General features: G+C 68.0%; 19 protein-coding genes. 13 read left to right on the top strand and 6 right to left on the bottom strand.

What is annotated here, in order from left to right:
• Positions 1-13: 13 nt before the first annotated feature.
• The 7 genes from QWJ38_RS15150 to QWJ38_RS15120 all read left to right on the top strand — a co-directional run bounded on the left by QWJ38_RS15150 (position 14) and on the right by QWJ38_RS15120 (position 8,952).
• Positions 14-1,495, top strand: a complete 1,482-nt coding sequence (locus QWJ38_RS15150; RefSeq protein WP_290359949.1) for an NADH-quinone oxidoreductase subunit M — start codon at positions 14-16, stop codon at positions 1,493-1,495.
• Between the two features lie 16 nt (positions 1,496-1,511).
• The gene (nuoN, locus tag QWJ38_RS15145; protein ID WP_290359948.1) at positions 1,512-2,993 is read left to right on the top strand and encodes an NADH-quinone oxidoreductase subunit NuoN; all 1,482 of its coding nucleotides are present in this window, start codon (positions 1,512-1,514) and stop codon (positions 2,991-2,993) included.
• A gap of 10 nt (positions 2,994-3,003) precedes the next feature.
• The gene (locus tag QWJ38_RS15140) at positions 3,004-3,309 is read left to right on the top strand and encodes a DUF2818 family protein (protein WP_290359947.1); all 306 of its coding nucleotides are present in this window, start codon (positions 3,004-3,006) and stop codon (positions 3,307-3,309) included.
• Entirely contained in the window at positions 3,302-3,901 is a 600-nt protein-coding gene (locus QWJ38_RS15135; protein ID WP_290359946.1) for an NUDIX domain-containing protein, read from the top strand. The genes QWJ38_RS15140 and QWJ38_RS15135 overlap by 8 nt, the downstream gene beginning before the upstream one ends.
• Positions 3,902-3,926: 25 nt before the next feature.
• Complete coding sequence (locus QWJ38_RS15130; RefSeq protein WP_290359945.1) at positions 3,927-4,385, top strand: DUF1178 family protein; 459 nt, start codon at positions 3,927-3,929, stop codon at positions 4,383-4,385.
• Positions 4,386-4,574: 189 nt separating this feature from the next.
• Positions 4,575-5,714: an efflux RND transporter periplasmic adaptor subunit gene (locus QWJ38_RS15125; protein ID WP_434063986.1), complete on the top strand. Its 1,140-nt coding sequence runs from the start codon at positions 4,575-4,577 to the stop codon at positions 5,712-5,714.
• A 4-nt stretch (positions 5,715-5,718) separates the two neighbouring features.
• Positions 5,719-8,952: an efflux RND transporter permease subunit gene (locus QWJ38_RS15120; protein WP_290359944.1), complete on the top strand. Its 3,234-nt coding sequence runs from the start codon at positions 5,719-5,721 to the stop codon at positions 8,950-8,952.
• A gap of 22 nt (positions 8,953-8,974) precedes the next feature.
• On the opposite strand, the gene QWJ38_RS15115 is transcribed toward QWJ38_RS15120, so the two are convergent.
• Positions 8,975-10,372 carry an FAD-binding oxidoreductase gene (locus tag QWJ38_RS15115; RefSeq protein ID WP_290359943.1) on the bottom strand — a complete coding sequence of 466 codons (1,398 nt, stop codon included), beginning with the start codon at positions 10,370-10,372 and terminating at the stop codon, positions 8,975-8,977.
• Entirely contained in the window at positions 10,369-10,782 is a 414-nt protein-coding gene (locus tag QWJ38_RS15110) for a DUF2069 domain-containing protein (protein ID WP_290359942.1), read from the bottom strand. Before QWJ38_RS15110 ends, QWJ38_RS15115 begins: the two co-directional genes overlap by 4 nt.
• Before the next feature lie 18 nt (positions 10,783-10,800).
• Here QWJ38_RS15110 and QWJ38_RS15105 point away from each other — a divergent pair, with 18 nt between their 5' ends.
• Positions 10,801-12,036 (top strand): YihY family inner membrane protein, encoded by a 1,236-nt coding sequence (locus QWJ38_RS15105; protein WP_290359941.1) that lies wholly within the window; start codon positions 10,801-10,803, stop codon positions 12,034-12,036.
• Here the strand turns inward: QWJ38_RS15105 and QWJ38_RS15100 are convergent.
• On the bottom strand, positions 12,013-12,591 hold the full coding sequence (locus QWJ38_RS15100) for a helix-turn-helix domain-containing protein (protein ID WP_290359940.1): 579 nt from the start codon (positions 12,589-12,591) through the stop codon (positions 12,013-12,015). The two genes, QWJ38_RS15105 and QWJ38_RS15100, sit on opposite strands and share 24 nt — an antisense overlap.
• 97 nt (positions 12,592-12,688) lie before the next feature.
• Between QWJ38_RS15100 and kbl the strand changes: the two genes are divergently transcribed.
• From kbl to QWJ38_RS15085, 3 genes are all read left to right on the top strand, one after another.
• A complete protein-coding gene (kbl, locus tag QWJ38_RS15095) occupies positions 12,689-13,888 on the top strand; it encodes a glycine C-acetyltransferase (protein WP_290359939.1) in 1,200 nt (399 codons plus the stop codon).
• A gap of 22 nt (positions 13,889-13,910) precedes the next feature.
• Positions 13,911-14,867 carry an NAD-dependent epimerase/dehydratase family protein gene (locus QWJ38_RS15090; RefSeq protein WP_290359938.1) on the top strand — a complete coding sequence of 319 codons (957 nt, stop codon included), beginning with the start codon at positions 13,911-13,913 and terminating at the stop codon, positions 14,865-14,867.
• 73 nt (positions 14,868-14,940) lie between these two features.
• The gene (locus QWJ38_RS15085) at positions 14,941-15,849 is read left to right on the top strand and encodes a MipA/OmpV family protein (protein ID WP_290359937.1); all 909 of its coding nucleotides are present in this window, start codon (positions 14,941-14,943) and stop codon (positions 15,847-15,849) included.
• Positions 15,850-15,868: 19 nt separating this feature from the next.
• On the opposite strand, the gene QWJ38_RS15080 is transcribed toward QWJ38_RS15085, so the two are convergent.
• The 3 genes from QWJ38_RS15080 to QWJ38_RS15070 are packed head-to-tail and all read right to left on the bottom strand — an operon-like array spanning position 15,869 to position 18,359.
• The gene (locus tag QWJ38_RS15080) at positions 15,869-16,201 is read right to left on the bottom strand and encodes an Mpo1-like protein (RefSeq protein WP_290359936.1); all 333 of its coding nucleotides are present in this window, start codon (positions 16,199-16,201) and stop codon (positions 15,869-15,871) included.
• A 28-nt stretch (positions 16,202-16,229) separates the two neighbouring features.
• Positions 16,230-17,048, bottom strand: a complete 819-nt coding sequence (locus QWJ38_RS15075; RefSeq protein WP_290359935.1) for an alpha/beta fold hydrolase — start codon at positions 17,046-17,048, stop codon at positions 16,230-16,232.
• Positions 17,049-17,054: 6 nt separating this feature from the next.
• On the bottom strand, positions 17,055-18,359 hold the full coding sequence (locus QWJ38_RS15070; protein WP_290359934.1) for an O-acetylhomoserine aminocarboxypropyltransferase: 1,305 nt from the start codon (positions 18,357-18,359) through the stop codon (positions 17,055-17,057).
• Between the two features lie 90 nt (positions 18,360-18,449).
• Between QWJ38_RS15070 and QWJ38_RS15065 the strand changes: the two genes are divergently transcribed.
• Both QWJ38_RS15065 and aroC read left to right on the top strand, forming a co-directional pair.
• On the top strand, positions 18,450-18,914 hold the full coding sequence (locus QWJ38_RS15065) for a CBS domain-containing protein (protein ID WP_290359933.1): 465 nt from the start codon (positions 18,450-18,452) through the stop codon (positions 18,912-18,914).
• A 120-nt stretch (positions 18,915-19,034) separates the two neighbouring features.
• A complete protein-coding gene (gene aroC / locus QWJ38_RS15060; protein ID WP_290359932.1) occupies positions 19,035-20,144 on the top strand; it encodes a chorismate synthase in 1,110 nt (369 codons plus the stop codon).
• The last annotated feature ends 62 nt before the right edge of the window (positions 20,145-20,206 follow it).

The following is a 20,206-nucleotide window of genomic DNA, read 5'->3' as shown; positions in this document are numbered from 1 at the left end:
GCGGAGAATAAGAATGGGAATTTTGAGTCTTGCCATCTTTCTGCCCATCGTCAGCGGCCTGCTGCTGCTGATTCTGGGCCGTGACGAGCAGGTCAAGGCCGTGCGCTGGATGGCGCTGATCGCCGCCGTGGCCAGCTTCGCCGCCACCTTGCCGCTGATCGCCGGCTTCGACACCGCCTCGGCGGCGATGCAGTTCAGCGAGAACCTGGTCTGGATCGAGCGCTTCAACATCCGCTACCACCTGGGCGTGGACGGCATCTCGATGTGGTTCGTGCCGCTGACCGCCTTCATCACGGTGATCGTCGTGATCGCCGCCTGGGAGGTGATCGAGACGCGCGTCAACCAGTACATGGGCGCCTTCCTGGTGCTGTCGGGCCTGATGGTCGGCGTGTTCAGCGCGCTGGACGGCATGCTGTTCTACGTGTTCTTCGAGGCCACGCTGATCCCGATGTACATCATCATCGGCGTCTGGGGCGGCGCGAACCGCGTCTACGCGGCCTTCAAGTTCTTCCTCTACACGCTGGCCGGCTCGCTGCTGATGCTGGTCGCACTGCTGTACCTGTACTTCCAGTCGGGCGGCAGCTTCGACATCCAGACCTGGCACAAGCTGCCGCTGGCGATGAACGCGCAGACCCTGCTGTTCTTCGCTTTCCTGGCCGCCTTCTCGGTCAAGGTGCCGATGTGGCCGGTCCACACCTGGCTGCCGGACGCCCACGTCGAGGCGCCCACCGGCGGCTCGGTCGTGCTGGCCGCCATCATGCTGAAGCTCGGCGCCTACGGCTTCCTGCGCTTCTCGCTGCCGATCGCGCCCGATGCGGCGCACCACTGGTCCTGGCTGATCATCAGCATGTCGCTGATCGCCGTCGTCTACATCGGCCTCGTGGCCCTGGTGCAGAAGGACATGAAGAAGCTGGTCGCCTACTCGTCGATCGCGCACATGGGCTTCGTGACGCTGGGCTTCTTCATCTTCAACGAGCTGGGCGTTTCCGGCGGCCTGGTGCAGATGATCTCGCACGGCTTCGTCTCCGGCGCGATGTTCCTGGCCATCGGCGTGCTCTACGACCGCGTGCACAGCCGCGAGATTTCGGCCTATGGCGGCGTGGTCAACACCATGCCGAAGTTCGCCGCCTTCGCCCTGTTCTTCGCCATGGCCAACTGCGGCCTGCCGGCGACGGCCGGTTTCGTCGGCGAGTGGATGGTGATCCTGGGCACGGTCAAGTACAGCTTCTGGCTGGCCGCGATCGCCGCCACCGCGCTGATCTTCGGTGCCGCCTACAGCCTGTGGATGTACAAGCGCGTCTACTTCGGCCCGGTGACGAACGACAACGTGCGCACGCTGACCGACATCAATGCGCGTGAATTCCTGATGATGGCGCTGCTGGCGATCGCCACGCTGTTCATGGGCCTGTATCCGAAACCGTTCACCGACGTGATGCACCAGTCGGTCGATGGCCTGCTCAAGCATGTGGCCGTGTCGAAGCTGAGCGCCAACTGATAGAGGCCGCACCGAAATGAACAATATGAACTGGCTCGCGGTCTATCCCGAAATCATCCTGCTGGGCATGGCCTGCCTGGTCGCCCTGGTTGATCTGTTCGTCAGCGATCCGGGCCGCCGCCCGACGTACTGGCTGACCCAGCTGACGATTGCCGTCGTCGGCGTCGTCCACCTGTGCTACTTCAACGACGGCCTGACCGTCTATGCGATGCAGGGCATGGTCGTCGCCGACCCGATGGGCCATCTCTTGGCCTTCTTCTCCTGCATCGCGACCCTGGTCACCCTGGTCTATGCGCGGCCCTATGCCGGCTCGCGCGAGATGCTCAAGGGCGAGTTGTTCACGCTGAGTTTGTTCTCGCTGCTGGGCGTGAACGTGATGCTGGCGGCGAACAACTTCCTGGTCGTCTACCTGGGCCTCGAGCTGATGACCTTGTCGCTGTACGCGCTGGTCGCGCTGCGCCGCGATCATGCGGTGTCGACCGAGGCGGCGATGAAGTACTTCGTGCTGGGCGCGCTGGCCTCGGGCTTCCTGCTCTACGGCCTGTCGATGATGTACGGCGCCACCGGCTCGCTGGCTATCCCGGAGGTGTTCAAGGTGATCAGCGGCGGCGCGCCGAACAAGTCGGTGCTGGTCTTCGGCGTCGTCTTCGTCGTCGCCGGCCTGGCCTTCAAGCTCGGCGCCGCGCCCTTCCATATGTGGGTGCCCGACGTCTACCAGGGCGCGCCGACGGCGATCACCCTGCTGATCGGTGGCGCGCCGAAGCTGGCCGCCTTCGCGATCACCGTGCGCCTGCTGGTCGAGGGCATGATCGGCCTGGCGGTCGACTGGCAGCAGATGCTGATCGTGCTGGCCGTGCTGTCGCTGGTGATCGGCAATCTGGCCGCGATCGCGCAGACCAATCTGAAGCGCCTGCTGGCCTATTCGACGATCGCCCAGATGGGCTTCATGGTGCTGGGCCTCGCCTCCGGTGTCGTCAACAACAACACCTTGTCGGCCGCCAACGCCTACAGCTCGGCGATGTTCTATGCCGTCACCTATGTGCTGACGACCCTGGGCAGCTTCGGCATGATCATGCTGCTGTCGCGCGCCGGCCATGAGGCCGAGGAGATCAAGGACCTGGCCGGCCTGGCCAAGCGCAGCCCGTGGTTCGCGCTGGTGATGACGATCTTCATGTTCTCGTTGGCCGGCATCCCGCCGACCGCCGGTTTCTACGCCAAGCTGGCCGTGCTGCAGGCCATGGTTTCGACCAATGTGCCGCTGTACATCGGCCTGGCCGTCGCGGCCGTCGTGCTGTCGCTGATCGGCGCCTTCTACTACCTGCGTGTGATCAAGGTGATGTTCTTCGACGAGCCGACCGATAGCGCCGCGCTGGCCGCGCCGGCCGACGTGCGCTTCGTGATGACGATCAACGGCCTGGCCGTGCTGGTCTTCGGCGTGCTGCCCGGCGGCCTGATGGCGATGTGCGCGCAGGCCATCGTCAAGGCGCTGGCCACCTGAACCCGGCGGGATGGATCAGTCCGCCGCCATCTGGCTGGTGCTGCTGGCCGCTGCGGTCGCGGCCAACGCGCCTTACTTCAGCCAGCGCATCCTGCTGGTCGGCCCACGCCGCCGACCCAAGCCGGTGGCCTGGCGCCTGCTGGAGCTGGTGCTGCTGGCCCTGCTGACCCTGGGCCTGGGCTTCATGCTGGAGGCGCGGCTGGGCCAGCGCCAGCCGCAGGGCTGGGAGTTCTACGCGGTCTCCATCTGCCTGTTCATCACCCTGGGCTTCCCCGGCTTCGTCTGGTGCTACCTGCGGCGGCATCGCAATGACTGATCGCGCGACCGCAGGCGACGACGATCGCCACCTGCGCGAGGAGCGCATCGACGGCGCCGCCGTCTACGAGGGTCATTTCCTCAAGGTGCGCCGCGACACGGTACGCCTGCCCGACGGCAAGGAGGCGAAGCGCGAGTACATCGTCCATCCGGGCGCCGTGATGGTGATCCCCTTGCTGGATGACGGTCGCCTGCTGCTGGAGCGCCAGTACCGCTATCCGATGGGCCGGGTGATGCTCGAGTTCCCGGCCGGCAAGCTGGACGCCGGCGAATCGCCGCTGGTCTGCGGCCAGCGCGAGCTGCTGGAAGAGACCGGCTACCGGGCGCGCGAATGGGCCTATGCCGGCGTGCTGCACAACGCGATCGCCTATTCGGACGAGGGCATCCACATCTTCTTTGCCCGCGGCCTGGCCGCCGGCGAGCGCGCGCTCGACGAGGGCGAGTTCCTCGAACTGGTGACGCACACGCCGGCCGAGCTCGACGCGCTGGCCTCAGCGGGCGCGCTGACCGACGCGAAGACCCTGATCGGCCTGCTGTGGCTGTCGCGCTGGCAGCGCGGCGAATGGGTATTGAACTGGCAGGCGACGGCCTGAGAGCAGCGGTCTACGATATAGCGCCATGCTGGTCCTGAATCTCGCCTGCGGTCTCGAACACCGGTTCGAAGGCTGGTTCGGCTCGTCCGACGACTTCGATGCGCAGTTGCAGCGCGGGCTGATCGCATGCCCGGTCTGCGGTGACGCCCATATCGAGCGGCGGCCGAACGCGCCGCGGCTCAATGTCACGTCGTCTTCGTCGACCGCCGCCGCGCCGCGCGGCGAGGCCGCCGAGATCGCCGCCGGCCGCGCCGCGCTGCAGCAGCAGCTGCAGCAGATGGCGCAGCAGGTCGTGCGCCAACTGCTGGCCGACACCGAGGACGTCGGCAGCCGTTTCGCCGAGGAGGCTCGCCGCATCCACTACGGCGAGGCCGAACAGCGCGGCATCCGCGGCCAGGCCAGCCTCGAGGAGGCGGCGACCCTGGTGGAGGAGGGCATCGCGGTGCTGCCGCTGCCCCACATGGCCAAGGAAACCTTGCAGTAAAAGCAAGCAAAATAGGCGGCTCGGCAAGGCCGGCGTCGCCGTTCATCCGATCCTGTTGCAGTTGGTCGGACAAAACCGCGCCTTCTGTCTCAGGACCATGGTCCCGCCATCCCGTATGGGTATGCTTGCGCCGCTTTGCACAGGGCAGGTCCTGCCCCAATACAACAAACGTTCACTGCTGGAGAGAGCATGAAGATGCGCCACATTTCCCTTGCCACGGCCGTGCTGGCGGCGGCCCTGTCGCTGCCGGGCTGCCAGAAGGGCAATGCCGAGAAGAAGGACGCGAGCAAGGAGGCGCCGGTGCTGCTGATCGCCAATGAGGATGTGCAGACCCTGGGCATGTCGGACTACGCCAGCGGCCCCGTCATCACCGGTTCGATCCAGCCGGAGCGCCGCGCGGACCTGCGCGCCGAGGTGCAGGCCGTGGTGCTGCAGGTGCTGAAGGAGAACGGCGAGAAGGTCAAGCGCGGCGACCTGCTGGTGCGCTTGGACGACAGCGCGATCCGCGAGGCGCTGGGTTCGGCCGAGGAGGCCGCGCGCGCCGCCGGCCAGAGCTTCGAGCAGGCCGAGCGCCAGTACCAGCGCATGAAGACCTTGCAGGCCCAGGGCATGAGCTCGCTGCAGGCGATGGAGGATTCGGAGATCCGCCGCAACAACGCGCAGAGCGATCTGGTCGCCGCCAAGGCGCGCGCCGCCACGGCCCGCCAGCAGCTGCAGCGCACCGAGGCGCGAGCACCCTTCGACGGCATCGTCAGCGACCGCAAGGTCTCGCCCGGCGATACGGCCCAGGTCGGCAAGGAACTGGTCAAGGTGATCGACCCCGGCAGCATGCGCTTCGAGGGCCTGGTGTCGGCCGACCGCATGTCGGAGCTGAAGGTCGGCGCCGGCGTCTATTTCCGCGTCAACGGCTATCCGGATTCGGACTTCAAGGGCAAGGTGCGCCGCATCGCCGCGGCCGCCAACCCGGTCACGCGCCAGGTCGAAGTGCTGGTCGACTTCGCCGGCCCGCAGTCGCCCGCCGTCGCCGGCCTCTATGCCGAGGGCCGCGTGCAGAGCCAGAGCGTCAGCGCCCTGATGCTGCCCGAGGCCTCGATCCAGCGCGAGGGCGACAAGAGCTATGCCTGGACCGTCAAGGACGGCAAGCTGGCCAAGGTGGCGATCACGCTGGGCGAGCGCGACGATCGCCTGGGCCTGTTCGAGGTCAAGTCCGGCCTCAAGCAGGGCGACCAGATCCTGCGCCGCCCCGGCAGCACCCTGGCCGACGGCCGCAAGGTCGAGCTGAACAAGGCCGCCGCCAGCGCCGCGCCGGCCTCGCAAGCAGGAGGCTGATCAAATGTTCCTGTCGAATTTCAGCGTCAAGAAGCCGATCGCGACCATCGTCGTCATCATCGGCCTGATGGCCCTGGGCCTGATGGCCCTCAACAAGCTGCGCGTCAACCAGATCCCGGACGTCGAGCAGCCGGTGATGGTGGTCAACATCCCCTACCCGGGCGCCTCGCCCGAGACGGTCGAGCGCGAGATCGTCAACCGCGTGGAGAAGGCGCTGCAAAGCATCACCGGCGTCGACGAGGTGCGTTCGACCTCCAGTGAGGGCAATGCGCAGATCGTGCTGATCTACCAGTTCAGCAAGAACATGATCGAGGCGGCGGACGAGATCCGCAACGCGATTGGCACCGTGCGCTACAAGCTGCCGGTCGAGATGCGCGAGCCGGTGCTGATCCACGTCGATCCTTCCGCCCAGCCCATCATGCAGCTGGCCCTGTCCTCGACGAGCCAGAGCCATGCCGAGATCTCGCGCCTGGCCGAGGACCAGCTGGCCGACAGGTTCCGCGCGATCCATGGTGTGGCCACCGTCGACGTCAACGGCGCGCTGAACCGCGAGCTGTCGGTGCTGCTGCATGCCGAGAAGCTGCGCGAGTTCAATGTCGCCGTCAGCGAGGTCGTCAATGCGCTGCGCAGCCAGAACACGACGGCGCCGGTCGGCAAGGTGCGCGGCACCTTGGAAGACCAGAGCATCCGCCTGGTCGGCCGCATCGCGCGCCCGGCGGACTTCGAGCAGATCGTCGTCAAGCGCCAGGGCGAGCAGATCGTGCGCCTGGGCCAGCTGGCCACGGTGCAGGACGGCTTCTCCGAGCAGCAGAGCCTGTCGGTGCGCAGCGGCGCGCCCAACGTCGGCCTGTCGGTGACGCGCTCGCGCGATGCGTCCACCGTCAGCGTCGCCAACGAGGTGCGCAAGCTGGTCGACGAGATCAACAAGACGCTGCCCAAGGGCTCCAAGCTCGAGGTCACGCAGGACGGCGGCAAGGACGCGCAGAACAGCCTCAACAACGTCATCGACGCGCTGATCTTCGGCGCCGGCCTGACCATCCTGGTCGTCTACATCTTCCTGAACTCCTGGCGCTCGACCTTGATCACGGCGCTGTCGCTGCCGACCTCGGTCATCGCCGCCTTCATCGCCGTCTGGCTCTGCGGCTTCACGCTCAACTTCATGAGCCTCTTGGGCCTGTCGCTGGCGATCGGCGTGCTGATCGACGACGCCATCGTCGTGCGCGAGAACATCGTCCGCCATATGGAGAAGGGCGCCGACCGCCGCACGGCGGCGCTGAACGGCACGGCCGAGATCGGCATGGCCGTCGCCGCGACGACCTTCTCGATCGTCGCCGTCTTCATCCCGGTCGGCTTCATGCCCGGCGTGTCGGGCGAATGGTTCCGGCCCTTCGGCCTGACCGTCGTCGCCTCGGTGCTGGTCAGCCTGTTCATCTCCTTCACGCTGGACCCGATGCTGTCGGCCTACTGGGGCGACCCGCCGGGCTATCACGAGGCGCCGAAGAAGGGCATTTCCAAGCTGCTGCAGCGCTTCAACCGCTGGTTCGACCACCAGGCCGACCGCTATGGCCATGTGATTGCCTGGGCCTTGCACCATCGCCGTTGGATGGCCTTCTTCGCCGTGCTCAGCGCCGCCGTGGCCATCGGCATGCTGGCGATGAAGCTGGTCGGCTTCAGCTTCCTGCCGGCCAGCGACTACGGCACGATCGCGATCGAGGTCCGCACGCCGGCCAGCTCCAGCCTCTTGTACTCGAAGCTGAAGATGGAGGCGGCCGCCCAACAGGCGCGCCAGATGCCCGAGACCAAGGCGACCAACAGCTATGTCAACGTCAGCGGCGGCCGCATCTATGTGGACCTGGGCAAGTCCTATGAGCGCAAGCGTTCGGCCAGCGAGATCGCCAAGGAGCTGCGCGAGCGCGTCGGCCGCCTGGTCGGCGCCGAGTACACGGTGCTGGACGATCTGAACAACGGCGCGCAGAAGCCGGTGCAGATCCGCTTCCACGGCGCCGATTCGCGCAAGCTGCTCGAGATCACCAGCGACTTCATGGCGCAGCTGCGCAATGTCAAGGGCGCCGTCGACGTCGGCCTGTCCGAGCAGGATCCGCAGGACGAGCTCCGCATCGAGCTGAACCGCGGCCTGGCCAATCAGCTGGGCATCTCGGTCGGCGATGCGGCGACGGCGCTGCGCGTGGCCTTCGCCGGCGTCGAGGTCGGCGACTGGGTGGACCCCAGCGGCGTGACCCGCGACGTCGCCGTGCGCCTGGCCCCGGCCGACCGCGTCGACGCCAGCAATATCGAGCGCCTGCCAATCAGCGTCTCCGGCACCGGCATGATGGTGCCGCTGGAGCAGATCGCCACCGTCACCATGGGCAAGAGCCCGGCCAAGATCCAGCATGCCGACGGCAAGCGCATGATGTCCGTCTCGGCCAATGTGCAGGGCCGCTCGCCCGGCGAGGTGACCTTGGATGCGCTGGCCCTGGCCAAGAAGATCAACTTCCCGCCCGGCTACGGCATCGACCTCGCCGGCGACGCCAAGAACCAGCAGGAGGTCTTCGGCGCGATGGGCATCGCCCTGATCTCCGGCATCGGCCTGATGTACCTGATCCTGGTGATGCAGTTCGGCGCCTTCCTGGTGCCGGTCAGCGTGATGCTGTCGCAGCCGCTGTCGATCTTTGGTGTCGTGATCGCGCTGTGGCTGACCAAGGGCACCTTGAACCTGATGAGCCTGATCGGCGTCATCATGCTCACCGGCCTGGTGGCCAAGAACGCGATCCTGCTGCTGGACGCCGCGCGCGCGGAGGAGGCCAACGGCATCCCGCGCGAGGAGGCGCTGATGCATGCGGGCCGCAAGCGCTTCCGCCCCATCCTGATGACGACCTTCGCGTTGATCGCCGGCATGCTGCCGGTGGCCATCGGCGTCGGCGAGGGCGCCGAGTTCTACCGTCCGATGGCCGTCACCATCATCGGCGGCACGATCACCTCGACCTTCCTGACCCTGCTGATGGTGCCCTGCTTCTACGACAGCATCGAGCTGTGGTGGGAACAGCTGGTCGCCAAGTTCCCGCAGCGCTGCGCGCGCTGGACCTATGTCGGCGCGATCGCGCTGAGCGTGGGCGAGTTCCTGCTGCTGCTGGCCGCCTTCCTGACCCTGACCATCTTCGTCTTCTGGGCGCTGCAGGGCCTGTGGAACAGGTTGCGCGGTCGCCGCCCGGCGGCCGCAGGGCTGCAGGGCGCGGACTGAACGAGGCCCGAGGGCGGGGGACTTAGAGCACCCGTCCCGGATTGAGCAGGCCCTGGGGATCCAGGGCCTTTTTTATGGCGCGCATCAGGGCCAGCGCGACCGGGTCCTTGCGCGCGGCGAGTTCCTCGCGCTTGAGCTGGCCGATGCCATGCTCGGCCGAGATCGAGCCGCCGTGGCGGCCGACCGCGTCGTAGACGATTTCGTTGATCGCCGCCTCGTGCGCGGCCAGGAACTCGGCCGGGGGCACGCCTTCCGGCGCCTGCACGTTGTAGTGCAGATTGCCGTCGCCCAGATGGCCGAAGTCGACGAAGCGCACGCCGGCAAAGGCCCGCGCCAGCGCCGCATCGGTCTCGGCGACGAAGCCCGGGATCGCCGAGACGGGCAGGGCGATGTCGTGCTTGATGTTCAGCCCTTCCTCGCTCTGCGCCAGCGGGATGCTCTCGCGCAGATGCCAGAAGGCGCGCGACTGCGCGCGGCTCTGCGCGACGGCGGCGTCCGTGATCAGGCCCGACTCCAGCGCCGTCTCGAGCAGGCCCTCGAACAGCGCCTGTGCATGGGCCTCGCCCTCGCTGTCGGAGAGTTCCAGCAGCACGGTCCAGGGCGACGCCGCCAGCGGCTGCGGCAGCTGCGGGAAATGCTTGCGGACCAGGGCCAGCGAGAAGGCGTTCATCACTTCGAAGCCGGTCAGGCCCGAGCCGGCGCGTGCGCGCGCCAGGCTCAGGAGCTGCACCGCCTGCTCGAGGCTGTCGCAGGCGGCCAGCGCCGTCGATTGCGCCAGCGGCCGCGGATAGAGCTTCAGCGTCGCGGCGGTGACGATGCCCAGCGTGCCCTCGCTGCCGATGAACAGATCGCGCAGGTCGTAGCCGGTGTTGTCCTTGCGCAGGCCGCAGAGGCCCTGCCAGATCTCGCCGCTGGCGGTGACCACCTCCAGCCCCAGGCACAGCTCGCGCGCATTGCCGTAGCGCAGCACCTGGGTGCCGCCGGCATTGGTGGCCAGATTGCCGCCTATCGTGCAGGAGCCCTCGGCGGCCAGGCTCAGGGGGAACAGCAGGCCCCGCGCAGCGGCCGCCTCCTGCAGCGCCTGCAGCACGCAGCCGGCCTCTGCCGTCAGGGTCAGGTTGTCGGCATCGATCGCGCGCACGCGCTTCATCCGCGCCAGGCTCAGCACGATCTGCCGGCCCGAGCCGTCCGGCACCGAGCCGCCGACCAGGCCCGTGTTGCCGCCCTGCGGCACCAGGCTCACGCCCTGCTCGGCGCAGAGCCGGACGACGGCCGCCACCTCCTCGGTCGAGGCCGGCCGTGCGACGGCCAGGGCGCGGCCGCGGTAGCGCTTGCGCCAGTCGGTCTCGAAGGCGTCGAGATCGCTGGTCAGCAGCCCGGCCTCGCCGAGCAGCGCGCGCAGCGACTCGACCAGGTTCATGCCGCCGACTTGGCCGCGGCCAGCCGCTGCCGCACCTGCATCGCGCAGGCGACGAAGATCAGCACGGACAGGATCACCTCGCCGCCGGCCAGCCAGGCGCCGAGGCCGCTCTCGCTGGTCGCGCGCACGGCGCCCTCGGCGAAATAAAGCCAGATCACCAGGCTCAGCCAGCGGAAGGTGTAGAGCCGGTAGCGCCACAGGCCCAGCATCGGCAGCAGCAGGGGCAGGGCCTTGATGGCCAGCGTGCCGCGGCCGGTCGGCGCCAGCCACAGCTCCCAGGCCAGGCAGAGGATGAACAGGGCGATCAGCGAGGCGAGGGCGATGCCGCGCGACAGGGCCTCGCGCGGGCTGGCCGTGCTGCGCGTCGTGGCGGGCGCAGCGGCGGCGGTTTCGGAGGGAGACGCAGACATGCTGGCATCATAGCCAGCATGACCGATGAGACCGTGCCCCGCGCTACCCTGAAGGAATTCGTCCAGACCCTGATGAACTGGCCCCTGCGGCAGACCCTGCGGGGCCTGCGCGTCCGATTCGCCGAGGAGCGCCTGGGCCTGACGGCCGGCAGCCTGACCTTCACGACCCTGATCTCGCTGGTGCCGCTGCTGACGGTGGCCCTGGCCCTGTTCACCGCTTTTCCGATCTTCGCCAGCTTCCAGCAGGCGCTGGAGCAGTACTTCCTGAAGAGCCTGATTCCACCGAATATCGCCAAGCCGGTGCTGGGCGCGCTGACCCAGTTCGCCGCCAAGGCGAACCGGCTCGGCGCCGTCGGCCTGGTCGTGCTGGGCTTCACCGCGCTGGCCCTCATGCTGACCATAGACCGCACGCTGAACGCGATCTGGCGCGTCACGCGGCCGCGGCCGATCGCGCAACGCGTGCTGGTCTACTGGGCCGCACTGACCCTGGGCCCGCTGCTGCTGGGCGCCAGCCTGACCCTGACCAGCTATGCGGTCTCGGCCGGCCAGGGCTTCGTCAAGACCATGCCGGGCGGCCTGGCCGCGCTCTTGGAGGGCATCGAGATCGTCGTGCTGGCCACGGCCGTCGCCGCGCTGTTCCGCTATGTGCCCAATACCGAGGTGCGCTGGCGCCATGCGCTGTTCGGCGGCGTCTTTGTCGCCCTGGCCTTCACGGCGGCCAAGAGCGGGCTGGCCTGGTATGTGAAGAAGGTGCCGACCTATTCGACGCTGTACGGCGCCTTCGCCACCGTGCCCATCTTCCTGATCTGGATGTATCTGGGCTGGGTCATCATGCTGGTCGGCGCCGTGCTGGCCGCCCACGCGCCGAGCCTGGGCCAGGGCCTGCGCCGCCTGCCCGACACGCCGGGCCTGCGCCTGGAGCTGGCGCTGGACGTGCTGCGCACGCTGTTGAATAGCAAGAAGGCCGGCGAGGCCGGCATGTCCAGCCTGAACCTGGCCGCGCGCCTGCGCATCGATCCGCTGCAGCTCGAGCCGGTGCTCGATGCGCTGCTGGATCTGGACTGGCTGGGCCGGCTCGACGAGGAGGGCTCGCAGCGCCTGGTGCTGCTGCGCGTGCCCGAGGAGACCTCGGCCGAACCGCTGATGCACGCGCTGCTGGCCCAGCGCAGCGCGGGCCTGGCGCCGCTGTGGCAGCGCGGCGACTGGCAGCGCTGGACGCTCGCGGAATTGCTAGGGATGCAGCACGACCAGTAAGGCGACGGCCGGCTGCTCGCTGCCATTGCGGATCGCGTGCGGGCCGTCGACGGCATAACGCGCCGTCTCGCCGGCCTTCAACTGCTGGGTGCCGCCGGCGGCGCTGATCTCCAAGGCGCCGCTGAGCACGCTCAGGTGCTCGCGCGAGCCGGGCTCGTGAGCGGCCGATTCGAGCGCGCCGCCCGGCTGCACGGTCAGCTGGTACCACTCGAACTGGCCGGCCAGGTCGATTGGCCCGAGGATGCGCAGCTGGCACAGGCCATCGGGGCTGCTCATCGCGGGCGTCGCATGGGCCGGCACCGTCTCGATCGCCGGTGCGACCACGCGTTCGCCGCCCAGCAGTTCGGATAGTTCGACGCGCAGCGCATTGGCCAGGCGCCAGACCACGGCGACGGTGGGGTTCGCCTGGTTGCGCTCGATCTGCGACAGCATCGACTTGCTGACCCCGGCGCGGCGCGACAACTCGTCCAGCGACAGGCCCTGCGCCTGGCGCAGGTTCTGCAAGGTGGCGCCGACCTTGGGCGGTTCCAGCGTATCGGGATGGGCGAGGGACATGCGGCTTGACCTTGCTATGCTTATCTTGGATACTGCACGAAAGTTCGATATATCGAACTGCGTTCTGTTTAGTGAATTGTGCACCAGGAGCCACCGAATGACCACCGAGTTTTACGCGCATCTGCAGGCCGAGCTGCAAGGCATCCGCGAAGCCGGCCTCTACAAGGGCGAGCGCGTGATCACCGGTCCGCAGGGTTCGGTCGTCCACACGCAGGACGGCCGCGAGGTGATCAATCTCTGCGCCAACAACTATCTGGGCCTGTCCTCGCATCCACAGGTCATCGAAGCGGCGCATGAGGCCTTGCGCACGCACGGCTATGGTCTCTCGTCGGTGCGCTTCATCTGCGGCACGCAGGACCTGCACAAGACGCTGGAGGCGCGCATCGCCAAGTTCCTCGGCACCGAGGACACCATCCTGTATGCGGCCGCCTTCGACGCCAACGGCGGCCTGTTCGAGCCGCTCTTGGGCGAGCAGGACGCGATCATCAGCGACGAGCTGAACCACGCCTCCATCATCGACGGCATCCGCCTGTGCAAGGCCAAGCGCTACCGCTACAAGCACAACGACCTGGCCGATCTGGAAGCGCAGCTGCAGGCGGCCAAGGCGGCCGGTGCACGCTTCATCCTGGTCTTCACCGACGGCGTGTTCTCGATGGACGGCACCATCGCCCAGCTGGACAAGATCCGCGAGATCACGAATCGCTATGGCGCGCTGCTGGGCATCGACGAATGCCATGCCAGCGGCTTCCTTGGCAAGACCGGCCGCGGCACGCACGAGTACCGCAACGTCTTCGGCCAGATCGACATCATCACCGGCACCCTGGGCAAGGCCCTGGGCGGCGCCTCGGGCGGCTTCACGACCGGCCGCAGGGAAGTGATCGAGCTCTTGCGCCAGCGCTCGCGCCCCTATCTGTTCTCGAACACGGTGGCGCCCAGCATCGTCGGTGCCTCCATTGCCGTGCTGGACATTCTCGAGGGCTCGACCGCGCTGCGCGACAAGCTGGAGGCCAACACCGCCTATTTCCGCCAGGCGATCCAGGAAGCCGGCTTCGAGATCAAGCCGGGCACGCACCCGATCGTGCCCATCATGGTCTACGACGCGGTGGTCGCGCAAAAGCTCAGCGCGCGCCTGCTGGAGCTGGGCGTCTACGCGGTCGGCTTCTTCTTCCCGGTCGTGCCCAAGGGCCAGGCGCGCATCCGCGTGCAGCTCTCGGCCGCCCATGAGCGCGAACATCTCGAGAAGGCGGTCGCCGCCTTCGCCCAGGCCGGCCGCGACGTGGGCCTGATCAAGCAGTAAGAAGAAAGAAAAGAAGAGCGATATGAGCACGAAGATCCTGATCATCGGCGCCAACGGCCAGATCGGCACCGAGCTGGCCACCGAGCTGGCCCTGCGCCACGGCAATGAGGCCGTCATCACCAGCGACATCGCGCCCGAGGGCCGCGTGCCGGCCTTGCGCCACGAGATGCTGGACGTGACCGACGCCGCGGCCCTGGCCGCGGTCGTCAAGCGCCACGGCATCACCCAGATCTACCACCTGGCCGCCGCGCTGTCGGCCACCGGCGAGAAGCACCCGATGTGGGCCTGGGACCTGAATATGAAGGGCCTGCTCAATGTGCTGGAACTGGCCCGCACGCAAAAGCTCGACAGGATCTTCTGGCCCAGCTCGATCGCCGCCTTCGGCCCGAACACGCCGCAGCAGGACACGCCGCAGACGACGGTGATGGACCCGACGACCGTCTACGGCATCTCCAAGCTGGCTGGCGAGGGCTGGTGTCGCTGGTACCACGAGAAGCATGGCGTCGACGTGCGCAGCCTGCGCTATCCGGGCCTGATCAGCTGGAAGACGCCGCCCGGCGGCGGCACCACCGACTACGCGGTCGAGATCTTCCATGCCGCGCTGAGCGAGGGTCGCTACACCTGCTTCCTCGAAGAGGGTCAGGCCTTGCCGATGATGTACATGCCCGACGCGCTGCGCGCGACGATTGAGCTGATGGAGGCGCCGGCGGCCGGCATCAAGCAGCGCGGCAGCTACAACCTGGCCGGCATCAGCTTCACGCCGAGGGAGATCGCCGCGGCGATCGCCGAGCAGATCCCCGGCTTCACGATCGCCTACGCGCCGGACTTCCGCCAGGCCATCGCCGCCAGCTGGCCGCAGCGCATCGACGACAGCGCCGCCCAGGCCGACTGGGGCTGGAAGCTCGAGTACGAGCTTCGCGCCATGGTCGCCGACATGCTGAAGGAGCTGGCGCCGCGCGTCGAGCGCAAGGCCGCCTGAATCGGGGGTGTCGATCGGGGGGCTTAACGCCTTCGCTCAGCTGAGCTTCAGCTGCCATACTTAGGCTCGGATCATGTTTTACGTTCCTCCGAGCCTGCTGGTGCTCGCCCTCGCGGCGACGCTGCAGCCCTCGTTCGCGCAGCAAGGCGAGCCTGCCAAGCCCGGCGAGGCCGAAGCGACGAGAGAACCCGCCGTCGAGACGGCCGGGCCTGCCGACGAGGCCGCCAAGCCGGCGAAGAAGCCCGAGCCGGGCCCGGAGCTGAACTATGTGCTCGGCGCCCGCGTCCATTGGCAGCCGGAATATGCGGGTTCCAACCGCTACAGCGCCGGCCTGACGCCGATCTGGGCCTTCCAGTGGGGGCGCTGGCATTTCAGCGCCTCGGGCGGCACGACCTTGCTGGGCTTCGGCAAGGAGGTGCGCGGCGACGGCGCCAGCACCGACCTGATCCGCGATTCGCGTTTTCGCCTGGGCGTGTCGCTGCGCATCGACACCGGCCGCGACAGCAGCAAGGCCGACACGACCGCCGGGCTGGACGATGTGAAGCGCACGCTGCGCGGGCGGGTCTATGCCAGCTACTCGATCACGCCGGACTGGCTGCTCTCGGGCGCCTTGTCGCAGGATCTCCTGGGCCACGAGGGCGGCCTGATCGGCGTCGCCGATCTGGGCTGGCGGCTGCGCCAGTCGCCGCGCAGCGAGTTCACGGCCGGTGTCGGCCTGACGGCGGGCAATGCCCGCTATATGGGCAGCTATTTCGGCATCAGCCCGGCCGCCTCGGATCGCACCGGCCTGCCGGTCTACACGCCCGGCACCGGCCTGCGCGATTTTCATGCCGGCGTCGGCTGGACCCGCCAGCTGAGCGATCACTGGATCGTCTTCAGCGGTGCCGGCGGCAACTATCTGCTCGGGCCGGCCGCCGCCAGCCCCTTGACCGAAAAGCGCTTCGGCGGCCAGTTCAGCGTGGGCCTGGCCTACCGGGATTGAGCAGGCGGGACGGGCCGTTTCAGAACTTGATCCGGCCGGTCCAGATGTCCTTGTACATCACCCAGTCGCCCATGAAGCTGTACAGCGGGCGCTTGAACGAGGCCGGCTTGTTCTTCTCGAAGCCGAAGTGGCCGATCCAGGCGAAGGCGTAGCCGCACAGCAGACCAGCCAGCAGCAGCGACCACTGGCCGCTATAGATCGCCGCTGCCCAGCAGGCCAGGCCCAGCGAGCTGCCGACGAAATGCAGGCGCCGGCAGGTCCGGTTGTTGTGTTCGCCTAGGTAGAAGGGGTAGAACTCGGCGAAGCTCGTGAAGTTCTTGACGGTGTCGGCGTTCTGGCTGATCTCGCTCATGGCCCGGTCGCGGAAGTGATGGCGAATGCTATCCGAGCACCTGGCGCAGCGTGGTCAGCATTTGTTCGGAGGCCTCCGCCATCAGGGAATGGCCGGCCGGCAGCTTGAAGATCTCGGCCTTCAAGGCCTCGGCCAGCGCTGCCGTCTGCTTCGGCGAGGTCATCTGGTCGCGCTCGCCGAGGATCAGCCCGGCGGGGCATTGCACCCGCGAGGCCGCCTCCAGCCCGCCGGCATAGCGGTCGCAGCAGCTGAAATCATGCTCGAACAGATTGGCGGCCCCGCCGGGTGCCGGGTGCCGGGTGCCGGCCAGCATGCGCCGCTTCAGCGCCCGCTCGCCGCCGTGCAGCCAGGCGCCGGGCCCCGGGTAGGAGGGCTTGGCGGCCAGCGAAGACAGCGAGAAGTTGTTGACCATCTCGATCGCCTGCAGCGGCGTCTCGCGCGCGCTGCTCAACAGCGCCTCCGACACCTTCATCGGATAGGCGGTGCCGACCAGGGCCAGCCGCGTCGCCCGCTCGGGCCGGCGGCCGGCGGCCTCCAGCGCGATCAGCGAGCCCATGCTGTGGCCGACCAGGGCGGCCTGGTCGACGCCGGCGGCATCGAGCAGGGCCCAGATCCAGTCGGCCATCTGCTCCACGCCGTCCAGCGGCGCGCCGCCGCTGCGGCCATGGCCGGGCAGATCGACGGCCAGCACGCCATGGCCGTGATGGGCGAACGATCGCGCCAGCAGGGTCCAGACGCTGTGGTCGTTCATCGCGCCGTGGATGAAGACGATGCAGGGCAGGGCGGGGTTAAAGGGCTTGCCGCCGGTGTAGGCGTAGGCGCTCTGGCCGTTGACTTGGATTTGCATGGTCGCTTATTTCCCCGCGGCCTTCAGGGCGCGCTTCAGGTCGTCGATCAGGTCGTCGGCATCCTCGAGGCCGATGGACAGCCGGATCGTGCCCGGCGTGATGCCGGCCTGGGCCAGTGCCGCATCGTCCATGCGGAAGTGGGTCGTCGAGGCCGGGTGGATCACCAGCGAGCGGCAGTCGCCGACATTGGCCAGGTGCGAGAAGATCTTCAGCGTCTCGATGAAGCGCCGCCCCTGCTCGCGCGAGCCCCGCAGGTCGAAGCTGAACACCGAGCCGCAGCCGCGCGGCAGCAGCTTCTGCGCCAGCGCGTGATCGCGGTGGCTCTCCAGACCCGGGTAAGCGACCTGCTCGACCATCGCATGGCCAGCCAGGAACTCGGCGATCTTCTGCGCATTGGCCACATGGCGCTGCATGCGCAGCGACAGGGTCTCGATGCCCTGCAGGATCAGCCAGGCCGTGTGCGGGCTCATGCAGGCGCCGAAGTCGCGCAGGCCCTCGCGGCGCGCGCGCAGCAGGAAGGCGCCGACCGTGCTTTCCTCGCTGAACACCATGCCGTGGAAGCCGGCATAGGGCTCGCACAGCTCGGGGAAAAGGCCGTGCTTTGCATGCGCCGCGTCCCAGTCGAACGTGCCGCCATCGACCAATACGCCGCCGACGACGGTGCCGTGGCCGGACAGGAACTTGGTCGCCGAGTGGTAGACCAGATCGGCGCCCAGTTCCAGCGGGCGCTGCAGATAAGGCGTGGTCAGGGTCGAATCGACCAGCAGCGGCCGGCCCGCCTCGTGCGCGATCGCGGCAATGGTCGGGATGTCCAGCACGTCCATGCCCGGGTTGCCCAGGGTCTCGCCGAACAGCAGCTTGGTGTTGGGCCGGATCGCCGCGCGCCAGGCGTCGATGTCGCCCGGGCGCACGAACGTGGTCTCGATGCCGAAGCGGGCCAGCGTGTAGTGCAGCAGATTGTGCGAGCCGCCGTAGAGCGCCGCCGAGGCGACGATGTGCGAGCCGGCGCCGGCCAGGGTCGCGATCGCCAGATGCAGGGCGGCCTGGCCGCTGGCCGTCGCGATCGCGCCGACGCCGCCGTCCAGTGCCGCCATGCGCTCCTCGAAGACGGCCGTGGTGGGGTTGGAGATGCGCGAGTAGACATGGCCGGCGCGCTCCATATTGAACAGGGCCGCGGCATGGCCGGCGCTTTCGAACACGAAGGAAGTGCTCAGGTGCAGCGGCGTTGCGCGCGCGCCGGTGGCGGGGTCGGGGCTGGCACCGGCGTGTAGCGCCAGGGTGTCGAAGCCGGGGTCAGAGTAGCCAGACATGGTGTCTCCGGGGTAGCGATGCGCGGATTGTGTGCTATGTTGACTGCAGGTTTGATGGAGGCCCTCGGGGGCCGGAATGAGGAGCAAGCGATGAAAGTCGTCGACATACTGCGGGTCAAGGGCGGCACCTTGTTCACCGTCGCGCCCGACGAGGCGCTAGGCTTGGCGCTGTCCGTGATGGCCGAGCGTGATATCGGCTCGCTGGTCGTGATGGAGCATGGCGACCTGGTCGGCATGCTGACCTTCCGCGAGGTGATCCAGGCCATCGTCAAGAACGGCGGCAATGTGGGCACGACCATCGTCCGCACGGTGATGGACGACCATCCGCTGACCTGCACGCCGGAAACCGAGATCGACGAGGTGCGCCGGATGATGCTGGGCCGCCACGCGCGCTATATGCCGGTGATGAACGGCCGCACGCTGATGGGCGTGATCTCCTTCTATGACGTGGCCAAGGCGGTCGTCGATGGCCAGGACTTCGAGAACCGCATGCTCAAGGCCTATATCCGCGACTGGCCGGTCGAGGAGAACCCGGAGCCCGAGTCCAAGCTCTGAGCGCCGCCGAGCGTTCCGATCGAGGGCGGCCCGAGGGTCGCCCTTGTTCTTTGGCGAAGCGAGGCGCGGGCGGGCGCCCGTAGAATCGATCGGATCGATCCCTCAGCGCGTTCCTCCTTTATGTCAGGCAGCACCTTCGGCGAACTGTTCCGCGTCACCAACTTCGGCGAGAGCCATGGACCGGCGATCGGCTGCGTGATCGATGGCTGCCCGCCGGGCCTGGCCCTGTCCGAGGCCGACATCCAGCCCGAGCTGGACCGCCGCCGCCCGGGCACCAGCCGCCATGTGACGCAGCGCAATGAGCCGGACCAGGTCGAGATCCTGTCCGGCGTCTACGAGGGCCGGACGACCGGCACGCCGATCTGCCTGCTGATCAGGAACACCGACCAGCGCAGCAAGGACTACGGCAATATCCTCGACACCTTCCGCCCCGGCCATGCCGACTACACGTACTGGCGCAAGTACGGCCTGCGCGATCCGCGCGGTGGCGGCCGCAGCTCGGCCCGGCTGACCGCCCCCATGGTCGGCGCCGGTGCTGTCGCCCGCAAATGGCTGAAGGAGGCCTACGGCACCGAGTTCCGCGGCTGCATGACCCAGCTGGGCGAGATCGAGATCGCCTTCCAGGGCTGGGAGCATGTGCCGAACAATCCCTTCTTCGCCGCCAACTTCAGCCAGATCGCCGAGCTGGAGGCCTATATGGACCAGCTGCGCCGCGACGGCGACTCGGTCGGCGCGCGCATTCGCGTCGAGGCCACCGGCGTGCCGCCCGGCCTGGGCGAACCGCTGTTCGACAAGCTCGATGCCGACATCGCCTATGCGCTGATGGGCATCAATGCGGTCAAGGGCGTCGAGATCGGCGCCGGCTTTGGCGTCGTCGCCCAGCGCGGCAGCGAGCATGGCGACGAGCTGACGCCGGCCGGTTTCGCGTCCAACAATGCCGGCGGCATGCTGGGCGGTATCTCGACCGGCCAGGACATCGTCGCCTCGATTGCGATCAAGCCGACCAGCTCGATCCGCACGCCCAAGGCCTCGATCGACCGCGCCGGCCAGCCGACGACGGTCGAGACCTTCGGCCGCCATGATCCCTGCGTGGGCATCCGCGCCACGCCGATCGCCGAGGCTATGCTGGCCCTGGTGCTGATCGATCATGCGCTGCGCCAGCGCGCTCAGTGCGGCGACGTGCAGCTGCCCTTGCCGGCGATCGCCGCCAGCGTGCCGCAGCGCGGCTGATTCCGCCCGCGGCGCGTCGTCGCCGCCGATCCCGCTCGGTCGGAATGGAATGCAGGTCGTGC

Source organism: Roseateles violae (genome assembly GCF_030410485.1).
GTDB classification, from domain to species: Bacteria; Pseudomonadota; Gammaproteobacteria; order Burkholderiales; family Burkholderiaceae_C; genus Roseateles_D; species Roseateles_D violae.
The sequence above is the reverse complement of the archived record's forward strand: the minus strand, read 5'-3'. Positions and strand labels throughout refer to the sequence as shown.

Excerpts from the sequence above, each read along its gene's own strand:
- QWJ38_RS15140 (WP_290359947.1), top strand. The coding sequence starts at position 3,004 with ATGGATCAGTCCGCCGCCATCTGGCTGGTGCTGCTGGCCGCTGCGGTC.
- QWJ38_RS15075 (WP_290359935.1), bottom strand. The coding sequence starts at position 17,048 with ATGCAAATCCAAGTCAACGGCCAGAGCGCCTACGCCTACACCGGCGGC.
- QWJ38_RS15135 (WP_290359946.1), top strand. The coding sequence starts at position 3,302 with ATGACTGATCGCGCGACCGCAGGCGACGACGATCGCCACCTGCGCGAG.
- QWJ38_RS15115 (WP_290359943.1), bottom strand. The coding sequence starts at position 10,372 with ATGAACCTGGTCGAGTCGCTGCGCGCGCTGCTCGGCGAGGCCGGGCTG.
- QWJ38_RS15125 (WP_434063986.1), top strand. The coding sequence starts at position 4,575 with ATGAAGATGCGCCACATTTCCCTTGCCACGGCCGTGCTGGCGGCGGCC.
- aroC (WP_290359932.1), top strand. The coding sequence starts at position 19,035 with ATGTCAGGCAGCACCTTCGGCGAACTGTTCCGCGTCACCAACTTCGGC.
- QWJ38_RS15110 (WP_290359942.1), bottom strand. The coding sequence starts at position 10,782 with ATGTCTGCGTCTCCCTCCGAAACCGCCGCCGCTGCGCCCGCCACGACG.
- QWJ38_RS15105 (WP_290359941.1), top strand. The coding sequence starts at position 10,801 with ATGACCGATGAGACCGTGCCCCGCGCTACCCTGAAGGAATTCGTCCAG.
- QWJ38_RS15090 (WP_290359938.1), top strand. The coding sequence starts at position 13,911 with ATGAGCACGAAGATCCTGATCATCGGCGCCAACGGCCAGATCGGCACC.
- QWJ38_RS15100 (WP_290359940.1), bottom strand. The coding sequence starts at position 12,591 with ATGTCCCTCGCCCATCCCGATACGCTGGAACCGCCCAAGGTCGGCGCC.
- QWJ38_RS15130 (WP_290359945.1), top strand. The coding sequence starts at position 3,927 with ATGCTGGTCCTGAATCTCGCCTGCGGTCTCGAACACCGGTTCGAAGGC.
- nuoN (WP_290359948.1), top strand. The coding sequence starts at position 1,512 with ATGAACAATATGAACTGGCTCGCGGTCTATCCCGAAATCATCCTGCTG.
- QWJ38_RS15120 (WP_290359944.1), top strand. The coding sequence starts at position 5,719 with ATGTTCCTGTCGAATTTCAGCGTCAAGAAGCCGATCGCGACCATCGTC.
- QWJ38_RS15080 (WP_290359936.1), bottom strand. The coding sequence starts at position 16,201 with ATGAGCGAGATCAGCCAGAACGCCGACACCGTCAAGAACTTCACGAGC.
- kbl (WP_290359939.1), top strand. The coding sequence starts at position 12,689 with ATGACCACCGAGTTTTACGCGCATCTGCAGGCCGAGCTGCAAGGCATC.
- QWJ38_RS15070 (WP_290359934.1), bottom strand. The coding sequence starts at position 18,359 with ATGTCTGGCTACTCTGACCCCGGCTTCGACACCCTGGCGCTACACGCC.
- QWJ38_RS15085 (WP_290359937.1), top strand. The coding sequence starts at position 14,941 with ATGTTTTACGTTCCTCCGAGCCTGCTGGTGCTCGCCCTCGCGGCGACG.
- QWJ38_RS15065 (WP_290359933.1), top strand. The coding sequence starts at position 18,450 with ATGAAAGTCGTCGACATACTGCGGGTCAAGGGCGGCACCTTGTTCACC.
- QWJ38_RS15150 (WP_290359949.1), top strand. The coding sequence starts at position 14 with ATGGGAATTTTGAGTCTTGCCATCTTTCTGCCCATCGTCAGCGGCCTG.